Here is an 11,669-nt window from a genome sequence, read left to right on the forward strand (position 1 = left end):
TGATGAAAACATTTTTAGAATTACTAAAACGGGAATTCCGGTTGTTTTGGGACAACAAAATCTTACGCTTATTATTCATCGGAGCGCCAGTTATGTACGGAATTTTGTTAGGGTATGTTTACGGGAAAGGAAAAGTAACCGATTTACCCATTGTGGTGGTTGACCAAGACAGGAGTTCCATGTCAAACAAAGCCATAGAGATGATGAATGACAACGAGGTTATTCATATTGCTGAAATCATTTATGACGAAACGCGCCTCGATGAAACCGTTGCAAAGAATGATGCGGTTTGTGTGGTCTTTTTTCCGAAAGATTTTGAACGCGAAGTTTTAACCAAACGCAATCCGGAAATATTAACATTAGTCAATACGTCCAATGTGCTGACTGCCAATTACGGAGCATCAGCCATACAGTTGGTTTTAGGAACATTAAAAGCCGGCACACAGATAGAAACCTTGAGAAAGCAGGGTGTTCCGGAAGAATTACTCATAAGCCAGTACGAACCTTTCAAAACTACATTTATCAAGCAAAATAACCGAAGTACAAACTATATGTATTTTCTTTGGCCGGGAATTTTAGCCACCGTTTTGCAACAGGTTTTATTGCTGGGACTTGCATTGTCTTTCGCTTCAGAGTTTGAAAACGGAACTTTCGCCGAGCTGGCACGCCGGACAAAATCGGTATGGGAAATGATTGCAGTCAAAGTAATTCCATATTTAATCATGAGTTTTGGTATCTGGATTTTGTATTATCTGTTTACACTGTGGTTCAGAATTCCTTTTCATGAAAATATCGGCACACTAACGTTGATTGCCGGTGTATTTGTGCTGTCTGTCAGTTTTATTGGAATTTTGGTCAGTATCATGATTCCTAATCAGCTCAAAGCTACCGAAGTACTGATGGTAATTGCTACACCGAGTTTTATTCTGTCCGGGTTTACGTGGCCACTTAGCCAAATGCCTGTTTGGATACAATGGATTGCACAAGTGATTCCGCTTACGCATTTTCTGCCGGCATTCCGGATTCTCATTGTCGAAAATGGATCAGTGACTTTGACTTATCCTTATATTTTTAATATGCTGCTTATTGCATTCATTGGGTTGATTTTAAGTGGCGTGTTGTTGTATTTCAAAAGGAAAAATGTGCTGAAAGAAGAAATATGACTTTGGGAGCAATAAAAACATAATTCACTGATTTTTAAACCTGAAAGTTCTTGATAAAGATATAAGAATTTTCAGTTTTTTTCGCATACTAACTAATATTTATTAAACTACTCTACTTACCGATGAAGAACTTAAAGTATATCTATAAATCCCTTTATATAATACTTTGATGAGATTTTAATTTTTCGGGACAAAACATTAGAAAACAAAGGCTTTTCATAGGTCAAACAAAGTCAAAATTGAATGTTTTTAAGGTTGGATCCGATACCCCATAATATCATTTGATACTATCAAAGATACAAAAAAACTAAATTTTACAATTTAAGCTCATAATGTGTGCTTCTTCCGCCTGATTTTGCCTTTACCAAAACTCCTTTATTTACCAAATCCGTTATATCCCTCAAAGCGGTGTCTTGTGATGATTTCATCATTTTAGCCCATTTAGAAGTTGTTAGATTGCCTTCAAAGTTATCCATTAGCTTGTTGAGCATTTTTTGCTGACGTTCATTCCTAATTTTACCCGCATTTTTTGCCCAAAACTGATGTTTCTTTACAACTTTATCAATAATTGTATTAGAAGAAAGTATTGCGTTCTTCAAACATTCAAGAAACCAAACAATCCATTCTGTAATATCTAAATCATCTTTTTGCGTGTGTTCTAATATTTTGTAATAGAACTTTCTCTCATTTTTAATTTGTGCCGACATACTGTAAAAGCGTTGGTTTACTCCATCAGCTTTAGAAAGTTGCATATCGGTAATAGCACGAGCAATACGACCGTTTCCGTCATCAAATGGATGTATGGTTACAAACCATAAGTGAGCAACAGAAGCTTTCAGTATAGGGTCTAAATTAGATTCTGTATTGAACCAATCTATGAACTGTTTCATTTCCTGCTCTAAAAGTTCTGACTTTGGTGCTTCGTAATGCACAATTTCTCTGCCCATTCCACCCGAAACTACCTGCATATCGCCTGAACGCCATTTAGCAACTTCGATTTTATACATTCCGCTTCTGCCTGTTGGAAATAATGCAGCGTGCCAACCGAACAGCCTTTCATCACTCAATGTTTTATCATTGTTTTGAGTAGCATCCAGCATCATTTCTACAACTCCATCAATATGTCTGTCGGAATGTTGTAATCCTGAATCTTCCAAACCTAACCTTGTTGCAATTGATGAACGAACTTGTTCAGGATTTAGAATTTCTCCCTCTATCTCGGAAGACTGAACAACATCTTGTATCAATGTTTCTAAATTGGCTTCGTCTTTCAATTCAAAACCAAGCAATTCAACTTTACCCATAAGTTTGCCTTGCAGGTTTCTAACTTCACTTAACAGTGAAATAAAATCTTGCTCATTCCATTGGAAATTAGCCCAGTTTTTAAGTTGATGTATATAAGTTGTCATTGATTCTGAATTTATGCGGTAAATATACAAATTATTCTCCGCATATTTTGCGGTAATTAAAGTGTTTTTCTCCGCAAAAGTACTTTCTATCTTTCCAACACATTTTTCAACTCTAACGCAAACTCATTTTCATTTTCATAATTATAAAACGGAACAGCCGTAATCAGATATTTGTCTGTATGTAACGGAATAGTCTTTTGTTCTGCACGGATTTGTTTTAAAAAGTCTTCTTTCCATTTGTCGTATGCTATTAGGTGCTTCCCTTTGGGTTCTATAAAAACCTGAAATGTTAACCTTTCTCCGTCTCGTTGTTGGCAAAACAATAAAAAGTCAGGTTCAAAAGCACGTCCCGATTTATCGTAAATGGCTAAATGCCTTTCGTTTCGGACAAGATAGATATTCTCAAACTTTTCGGTTAAACCATTAAACCGTTTGGCAAAAAGTTCTACAAACTTTTTTTCTTCACTGGTTCCGTAATTGGCATTAAAAGGATACCAAGACTCCTTAGCTATTAACTCTTCCTGACCGTTTTCACGAACATCTCCTTTTCGCACTCTGATTTCTTTATCTGTAAAAGTTTCATAGAACGGTTTTTTGATGTATTCCGAACCTTCGTATTCTGTGGAATTATTCTTAATATCTGTTTCAATATTTTGCAAAAGTCCGTTGAGAGCTTGTAAATAGTCAAAGTGTGTAATTTCCTGAAGTCTGTCGTGTGTTCCCTTAAACGTAATCTTCAAATCACCTAAATAATCCTTATTTTCTATGAAGTCAGAAAGAGAATCTATATTGGGAAAATAATGCGATAAATTATCAAAATAGAAAAAAGGATTTTGACTCAACGCAAAACGAACAACGTGCTTGGGAATATCCGACAGATTTACTTCTTTGCCTTTTATGACTTCATTATTGGAAACAGGATGTTCCATTTCAAAAGCCATAGCACTTGACATTTTTCCTATGCCCGAAGAAAGCGTATGACGGTAATCCGTTTTCTTAACTCCCAAATCGGAAAAAGATTTAATATTGTTAAAGTTTTTCGGAACTTTTTTATTGGCAAAAACATATCCGTTCAGGTATAAATCTGTCTTTTTAAAATCCAATTTTAAGGTAAGTTGTTTTCTTACCAAATGCTCATCATCTTCATAAATACCTGATTCAACCAAAGCTTTTTTCAATTCCGAAATATAACGGCTGTCTTCTTTGGTATGGTAATACAATTCTTCCAATACCTTTAAATCATTGGAAATATCATCATCGTATTTTCGGGTGTATTTATCCTGTCCGACTTCCAAAGCAAACGGATAATACCGAGCTCCACGACCAATCAACTGTGCTTCTGACAGTGTGGTTTTACCAGGCTTTCCGTTTTTTCCGTCACGGTCTTCGTATAAACGGACTATATCAAACAAATTCAGCACGTCCCAGCCTTCATTGAGTTTCTGAACGGCAAAAACAGCCCTTATCGGATTGTTCTCGTCTTCTAAAGTGTTGAGCAATATCTGGTTCTTTTCCGTTTCGGTATCGTTGTTGGCACTTAGGCAGTTTTCTTCTTTGAAATTGGCTTGTATGCGTTTGACGATTTCATTGGTCGAAATACCTTTGGATTCAAAGAAATTAAAAGCCTTTTGTACAATCGGAACGGTAGAAGTTCTTTGGATTTTCTCAATCATTTCTATCGAAAAATCATCAATCAGTTTATGGAACTTTTCTTTGTTCTCTTCCGATTCTTTAATAGTTCGTTTGGCTTTGAACAGTATAACAGGTTTTAGGTTGATGTTATTTGAAGTAGCCAGTTCCTGACGGTACAGGTTCAAAATCAAAGCCTGAATGATACGGTCTTGCTCGTCATAATGCGAACGAACCAAGTTGATTTCCTTGGAATATTTATTTATTCGGAATTGAGCTAAATCGTACTTATAAAGCACTTTATCCTGATATTTTTCGACTATTTTTCTACTTTCATAGTCCAAAGTTGCGGTAAACTCCAAAAGAATATTGTCAAAATTCATTTTATGGATACGCTCCACCAAATCTCCCCAAACATCAGCATTATTGTGATGGGCTTCATCCCCTATAAGAACAAGCTTTCTGTCCTCAAAATCTTCAAAGCTTAAACCGTTTTCCCTCACATTTAAGAGCAAACCCGAAGTAAGCATCTGAATGGAGACAAACTTAATGTTGATGTTTTGATTATCAGCTTCGTCAAAATTGTCTATTTCCTTAATCAAAACATTCTTTCCGTTAATGACGATTTTGTCTTTGAACAAATATTTTGATGTTCTCTGATTCAGAAAGTTGTCTTTGGTTTTTTGAATAATGTTACTGCTGTTTACGAAAAACAGAAAATTACGATAGCCTTTTTCGTACAAATGCAATATCAAACCTGCCATAACCATCGTTTTACCGCTTCCAGTTGCCATATTGAAAAGCAAATGATACGGTTTGTTTGGCTTTTCCTCAAAATCTTCCTGCTCCAGATACAAATACCTTTTAAAAGCCTCTTCCTGATAAGGACGTATGGCATATTTCAGGTTGTCGGTTATATAATTTGGTAATTCCACTTGTGCCAAAGCCTTTTTGGCAAACGGATTGTTGAATATTTCGTGTAGAAATGCCATTTGCTTAATCTTTAATCTGATAAAAATCTTTGGTTAGTTTTTTCTCTTCTTCGGTACATTCAAACTCCTTATTGTCAAATGCTGAACGATTCACGTACAATTGGTTTTTGTCTAACAATTCACACAAATGCTGTTTTTGTTCTGCCAATGTGAGTGCTTTAAATTCCTCTATATGCTGTTCCCGTTTTTGAATATCCACATTGTAATTCAGAAACGATTTAGCTTTCATATCTTCCCAAACCTGTAAAAGCTCATTTGTGTCTTTAGCCTGTTCAATCTGCTCTATAAAGGTTTGGTTGTATTTTTTGAGTTCGAGGTAAACGAATGAACCTCCGCCTTGCCAATTAACGGATTTTGAAATACCGCCTTGTTCTCCGTCAATAACTTTTTTCAAACGCTCCACAGCAACAGTTTCGATATAATCCATTTGTTCAATACCGATATACTGACGATTCATTTTATGGGCAGTTGAGGCGGTTGTTCCACTTCCTAAATGATAATCGAGAACGATGTCGTTTTCTAACGTAGATATTTCGATTATTTTTTCTATTAACTGTTCAGGTTTAGGGTAATCAAATACTTTTTTATCAAATATGTTTTGAAGAGTTTTAGCTCCTTGACCAGAGAACGATTCTTCAATCCAGGAATTGAAAACTACTTGTTTTGTTCCATCTTTCTCATATATTTTTTCGTATAATTCTTTTCTTCCGTCTTTCTCAATTAATATAATCTCATCATTTTCAATAGCTTTTTTAAGTTTATTTTCACTCCATCTCCAACAACCATCATCTCCATTTGGAAGAATTGGAAAAATTATTTCTTCTTTAAATGGCACTCCATAATATAAATTAGGTCTATCAATTCTTCGACTGTTACTTCCCCATTTTCTAATCAATTGAACTTTATATTTCCCTTTTTCATCTTGTAATGAATAGCTAGAAGTATCCTCTATAGTAACTTTAAAAAGTTCTAATTCAGAAGTGTTTTTTGAAAAAGATATAATTGTTTCGTGAATTTGGGCTATAAACTTACTATCCTGTCTTCCTCCTCTTCCCTTCCAAACTATATTACCAATAAAGTTTTCTCTTCCAAATATTTCATCCATTAATATTTTTAAATAAGCTTGCTCATTATCATCACATTGAACAAAAACAACTCCATCATTTCTTAATAATTCCCTTGCAACTTGCAACCTGTTTTTCATAAAAGTTAACCAAGTAGAATGGTTGAAAGAATCGTTATATTTAAAACCATCATTACCCGTATTATAAGGCGGGTCGATGTAAATAAGCTTTACTTTTCCTGCAAATTCCTGTTTGAGTGAGTGTAGAGCTAAAAGGTTGTTACCTTTAATAATAAGATTGTCAGTAATAATGCCTTGTTCATTGCGGTTAAATTGGTCAAAGGATTTTTCTCCGTCTTTGTCATAGCGTTTGGCATTAGTCAGCACTTTGGGTTCTAAAAGTTGGGTAATTTCGTCTTGTGCCAATATCTCATTGAAAAAGATTTCTTCCCGTTTGTCTTCCTCTCTGCTTTGTCCGCCTTCCAAAACACAATCTTTAAAAGGCCATACCAACGCTACTTCGTTACGTTGTTTCAGGTATTTACCGTCAATGGTCAGACCGACTTTGTTTTTGTATTGGGTATAGCTGTCGTTCAGGTAGTTTTTCTGCTCTAAAAACTGAATGAACAGGTTTTGATTAAAAACCAAAACATCTTTTACAGTTACAAAAAATTTATCTTTTAGTTCCTGATTTTTTAATAATAATTCAATCAGCTCTTCATCAAAGTTTCGAGCTTTGCTAATTACCACCCATTTTTTGAGTTCTCCGTTATCGGTTACAAAATTGGGTTCTTTTTTGAGTTGGGATTCTAAAGTTTGGTATAGTTTCATTGATGCTACGGTATTAAAAGAGAGCGTAGGCTAATTCCTATTTTACTTGTACTAGAAGCCCGACCAAAGGCACACCACAAAGCAAAAGGAACGCCTACGCAAACCGTAGGCATTTCATCTTTTACCTTTCCCGTGGTGTTTGAAAAATTGGTCGTATTTCTAGTACGGGAAATTTTAAAGCGAAACGCTAATATTTTATAATATGTTTGTTATCTTTTTTTAGTTCATTTGTTATTTTTTATTACGGAAAATATTGATACAAATGTATTTTATTTTTATTTCTCATTTCCTGATTCATCCTTTTTATATTTTTCTTCCCACTTTGAAACTATTGTTTCACATTCATTTTCTATGCCCTTGTAATCTTTATATGTTAAAGTCTCCCAGTAACAATCTAAAAATGAATTTAAAGGTAATTCTCTAATACCTGTTTTGTTTATTGGCTTATCAATATTCTTTTCTATATCCTTAACTTGAATATAATCAAAATTATATTTTAATTGTATTCCTGAAAAATTACATTTAAAAAATCGACTTTCAAATGATGTGTCTAAAAAACCAGAACCAATATAATCTACATTAGTTATTTCATTGTTAGAAAAATTAGAACTAACAAAATTAGACCCTAAAAAATGAGTATTCAAGAGTTCTGATTTTATAAAATTGGAGTTTTCAAAATGGCACAATAAAAATTTTGAATTATAAAAATTCATATCAGAAAATTTACAATCACAAAATTTAGTGTTTATAAAAAATTGACTATAAAATTTTGCTCCATAAAAGTCAATATTATTTAACTCACAAAAATTAAATAAATTATCGTGAAAGTCAGCACTTCTAAAGTTTACATTATTTAATCTTCCATTTGTAAATTGTGTTCTCCCAAATTTTACATCTTCAAAGGATACATCATTAATGTGCATTGGCATTATAGAAAAACTAAAATTACCTGAAGTAAAATTAGAACCATTAATATCTAAACTATTAAGATTACAAAAACTTAAGTTAGGTTTTAAATTTTTATACAAATCTATCCCTTCATTTTTAAATAAGAAATCAATGATAGTCTGTGGTATTGTAGTAGAAAAATCATCTTCTCTTGGAATACTAACTTTTAAAACAGAGCGTAAATATGATGTAAGAATATTAAAAACAACCGCAGAATATTTATCTTTTTCCTCCTTTGCAATTTGATGAAGTTCAACAACCCCTCCTAATATTATAGGTTCTTTATCACTACCTAAATGTTCAACAGCATTTTTAAAGCGTTCATCAACTTGCCCTTTTCTTGACAAGTCTAACTGTTCACTCTGTTTATTTATTGCTTCAGATTGAAGTTCTAAACCTTTATTTGTTAAAAGAAGTCTTTTATATGCTAAATGAAGACTATATAAAACACCCGCACCTCCAATAACCGAAAGTACAATTTTTAAAAACTCTCCATTTCTGTCCTCATTACTGGGAAATAACCACAAAGCTGTTTCTTCAAAGAAAAATTTTATCCTTGAAAAAAAAGAATAAAAAACATATATACTAATGCAGAGTACTAAAATATAAAATATGTACTTTTTATTATTTTTCAAAATCGGTATCTAGTTTATTTTTCGTAAAGTTACTTTCTTTTTCAGATAATTAACAAGTCTGAATGTGATAACATTTAATGTTTTGGATTTTGAACGTATGCCTTTATCTTCCGTAACGAAATAATCTACATAATTTCTGCTGACCTGATAAAGCTGTAAATTGTCTATTTCATCATTTTCATTTTTACATCCTACCGTTTTATTAAAATCTTCATCGGGTTTTGAATAATCAATCAGTCTTTCGTACTTTCTCAATTTAGATTGTGTAATTTGCTTCCTGTCAACATTCTTATCACGGTCCAAATCTTTAGGAATAGCTAAAGGATGATATAATATCTTACAATTATTCGATATTGCTAACCTGTAAAATTGAGCAAAACTCTCATTAATGACTTTGTTGTCTTCTAAATGAATCAGAATGTTTGTATCAATTAAAATTTTCATTATGCTTTGCTATGGTAAGGTTAGTGCAATATACAAATAAATGTTAAAAACCTAACTATTTCAGTTAAATCCTATATTTCCAAAATTTGGTCATTTAAAAGGACGGAGCAAACAAAAAAGTCTGCTATCAAACTACCTACTACTTTCCGATACAAAACTTCCCAAAAATTGTTCCCAAAATATCCTGGTCCACATCAATTTCTCCTGTAATTTCTCCGAGATAAGCTAATGCTTCGCGGATATCAATAGCCAGCAAATCTCCCGGCAGATTGTGTTGTAATCCTTCTCTGATTTTATGAATCTGCTTCAACGTATTTTGTAGAGCTGATAGATGGCGTGAATTACTTACAATCGTATCGTCAGACGAGCTTCCCAACTGTTGCACCTGATTGCTGAGTGCTTGTTTCAACTCTTCAATTCCAATATTTTCCCGGGCAGAAATCGCTAAATGAATCACATCAGGAAATTCTTTTTTCAGCTCATCTGAAATGGCATTTTTAGCTGAAGTTTCGTCTATTTTATTAGCAACGTTCAATACGATGTTATTACTTTGTAACAATTCGTCCAACTGCTGAGCCACCATTTGTTCGGTCATTCTGTGCACATCATAAAGATGAATCACAACCTTTGCCTGCTTGATTTTTTCCCTTGTTTTCTCAATCCCGATTTGCTCTATTTTGTCGCCCGAAGTGCGTAATCCGGCTGTATCAATAAATCGAAAAGCTATTCCGTTGATGTTCAGCACCTCTTCAATCGTGTCACGGGTTGTACCTTCAATATCGGAAACAATAGCCCGCTCTTCATTGAGCAGGGCGTTGAGCAAAGTAGATTTACCCGCATTCGGTGCTCCGACAATTGCTACTGGCACACCGTTTTTGATGACGTTTCCATAAGCGAAAGAATCAGCTAATTTTTTGAGCGTGTTTTGTAATTTATTGAGTAATTCATTGAATTTATCCCTGTTAGCAAATTCCACATCTTCTTCGGAAAAATCTAATTCCAACTCCATTAGTGCGGCAAAATTAATCATCTCTTCCCGCAACTCTTTAATTTGGTTGGAAAAACCTCCACGCATCTGCTTGAGTGCAATTTCGTGCGAAGCCTGAGAATCTGACGCAATCAAATCGGCAACCGCTTCGGCTTGTGACAAATCCATTTTTCCGTTCCAAAACGCCCGGAAAGTATATTCGCCCGGATTAGCATTGCGAACTCCGATTCGGTTGAGCAGTTCCATTACTTTTTGCTGGATATACACCGAACCATGTGTAGAAATCTCGACCACGTCTTCGCCGGTGTAAGAATTCGGTCCTTTGAAAACGGTAAACAAAGCCTCGTCCAGCAAAGTATTGTTTTGTTTCACATAGCCCAAATGAACTGTATGCGAATCTACTGCCAACAGTTTTTTATTACCGAATTTAGACTGAAAAATTTCATCTGCTTTCGTAATCGCGTCCGGTCCCGAAATACGAATTACAGCAATGGCTCCCATTCCGTTAGCCGTCGCCAATGCACAAATTGTATCGTTAGATAACATAATATTCTGGATTTATTCAAATTTAGTAATTCTTATTGGTATCTGAGGAATTTATCTGAAAATATACTTCAATTTCCCTCCATTATACAAGTTTTTTTCCTATATTTATTCTCAAAATTTTAACCGATGACAAAAATTCTTTTTCCTACCGATTTTTCAGAAACAGCCAACAATGCCTTTCTATATGCACTAAAATTAGCTCATTCACTCAATGCTGAATTGTTGGTTTTGCACGTTTATGAAATGCCGATTATTTCAACAACCAGTAGCGGCGAACCTGATTTAATTTTTGATGTTTATGACAAATTGGAAGAGAATGAGCTTACTCATTACAAAAAACATCTGGGAGAATTACAAGACCTTGCTCTAAAACATGAAATGGACCATGTTGCCATGGATTTTGTTTTCGAAAGAGGAATATTACTACCTATTATCCAAAGAATTATTGATGAACAAAACATCAGTTTTATTGTTATGGGAACCATCGGTGCGTCCGGAATTGAAAAGAAACTGTTAGGTTCTAATACTGTTAATGTAATCAGAGGTGTAAAAATACCGGTAATAAGCGTTCCGCACAACGCTCGTTTTGAAGGTCTTAAAAAAATTGGTTTCACGACTTTATTCAAAGACAAAGATATTCCGGCTATGGAAGAAGTCATCAATATTGCTGAACAGTTGAACGCAGCAATACAGGTAATTCACGTCACGAACACGCCTGATGACGATGATTTTCAACTGAAATTAACCGAATGGAAAAACAGATTTTCTCAATCTTTCGTGTCTTTCCATATCATTGAAAGTAACGATGTAGAAGGTAGTATATTTGACTTTATAGGAGAACAGCAGATTAATATTCTGGCGATGGTACGCAGAAACCGGAATTTCTTCGACCGTTTGTTTGGTAGCAGTTTTACCAAGAAATTATCATACCATATTAATGAACCCGTCATGGTTCTGCATGAATTATAATAAAATAACCTCTGATTTTCAGAGGTTATTTTATATTATGCTTAAACCGCCA

At 34.2% G+C, this 11,669-nt stretch carries 8 protein-coding genes; 2 read left to right on the forward strand and 6 right to left on the reverse strand.

All coding sequences use genetic code 11. The features are described 5' to 3' along the window. Nucleotides 1–2 precede the first annotated feature (2 nt). Nucleotides 3–1,163: an ABC transporter permease gene (locus tag CDL10_RS04765; RefSeq protein ID WP_100678644.1), complete on the forward strand. Its 1,161-nt coding sequence runs from the start codon at nt 3–5 to the stop codon at nt 1,161–1,163. A gap of 314 nt (nt 1,164–1,477) precedes the next feature. Here the strand turns inward: CDL10_RS04765 and CDL10_RS04770 are convergent, their stop codons facing one another. From CDL10_RS04770 to mnmE, 6 genes are all read right to left on the reverse strand, one after another. Next, nucleotides 1,478–2,572 carry a Fic family protein gene (locus CDL10_RS04770; protein ID WP_100677481.1) on the reverse strand — a complete coding sequence of 365 codons (1,095 nt, stop codon included), beginning with the start codon at nt 2,570–2,572 and terminating at the stop codon, nt 1,478–1,480. Between the two features lie 86 nt (nt 2,573–2,658). Beyond that, entirely contained in the window at nt 2,659–5,193 is a 2,535-nt protein-coding gene (locus tag CDL10_RS04775) for a DEAD/DEAH box helicase family protein (RefSeq protein WP_100677482.1), read from the reverse strand. A gap of 4 nt (nt 5,194–5,197) precedes the next feature. Beyond that, nucleotides 5,198–7,087, reverse strand: a complete 1,890-nt coding sequence (locus tag CDL10_RS04780; protein ID WP_100677483.1) for a DNA methyltransferase — start codon at nt 7,085–7,087, stop codon at nt 5,198–5,200. 275 nt (nt 7,088–7,362) lie between these two features. Then, nucleotides 7,363–8,670, reverse strand: a complete 1,308-nt coding sequence (locus tag CDL10_RS04785; RefSeq protein ID WP_100677484.1) for a pentapeptide repeat-containing protein — start codon at nt 8,668–8,670, stop codon at nt 7,363–7,365. Nucleotides 8,671–8,679: 9 nt separating this feature from the next. Then, entirely contained in the window at nt 8,680–9,114 is a 435-nt protein-coding gene (locus CDL10_RS04790; protein WP_100677485.1) for a PIN domain-containing protein, read from the reverse strand. Nucleotides 9,115–9,253: 139 nt separating this feature from the next. Beyond that, nucleotides 9,254–10,648, reverse strand: a complete 1,395-nt coding sequence (mnmE, locus tag CDL10_RS04795) for a tRNA uridine-5-carboxymethylaminomethyl(34) synthesis GTPase MnmE (RefSeq protein WP_100677486.1) — start codon at nt 10,646–10,648, stop codon at nt 9,254–9,256. A 126-nt stretch (nt 10,649–10,774) separates the two neighbouring features. On the opposite strand from mnmE, the gene CDL10_RS04800 reads away from it, so the two are divergent. Then, nucleotides 10,775–11,617, forward strand: coding sequence for a universal stress protein (locus CDL10_RS04800; protein ID WP_100677487.1), 843 nt, complete (start codon nt 10,775–10,777; stop codon nt 11,615–11,617). Nucleotides 11,618–11,669: the final 52 nt, after the last annotated feature.

Source organism: Avrilella dinanensis (genome assembly GCF_002807015.1).
GTDB classification, from domain to species: Bacteria; Bacteroidota; Bacteroidia; order Flavobacteriales; family Flavobacteriaceae; genus Flavobacterium; species Flavobacterium dinanensis.

Bases quoted from the DNA above. Each gene is read 5' to 3' on its own strand.
- mnmE (WP_100677486.1), bottom strand. From the start codon at position 10,648: ATGTTATCTAACGATACAATTTGTGCATTGGCGACGGCTAACGGAATG.
- CDL10_RS04770 (WP_100677481.1), bottom strand. From the start codon at position 2,572: ATGACAACTTATATACATCAACTTAAAAACTGGGCTAATTTCCAATGG.
- CDL10_RS04780 (WP_100677483.1), bottom strand. From the start codon at position 7,087: ATGAAACTATACCAAACTTTAGAATCCCAACTCAAAAAAGAACCCAAT.
- CDL10_RS04765 (WP_100678644.1), top strand. From the start codon at position 3: ATGAAAACATTTTTAGAATTACTAAAACGGGAATTCCGGTTGTTTTGG.
- CDL10_RS04800 (WP_100677487.1), top strand. From the start codon at position 10,775: ATGACAAAAATTCTTTTTCCTACCGATTTTTCAGAAACAGCCAACAAT.
- CDL10_RS04775 (WP_100677482.1), bottom strand. From the start codon at position 5,193: ATGGCATTTCTACACGAAATATTCAACAATCCGTTTGCCAAAAAGGCT.
- CDL10_RS04790 (WP_100677485.1), bottom strand. From the start codon at position 9,114: ATGAAAATTTTAATTGATACAAACATTCTGATTCATTTAGAAGACAAC.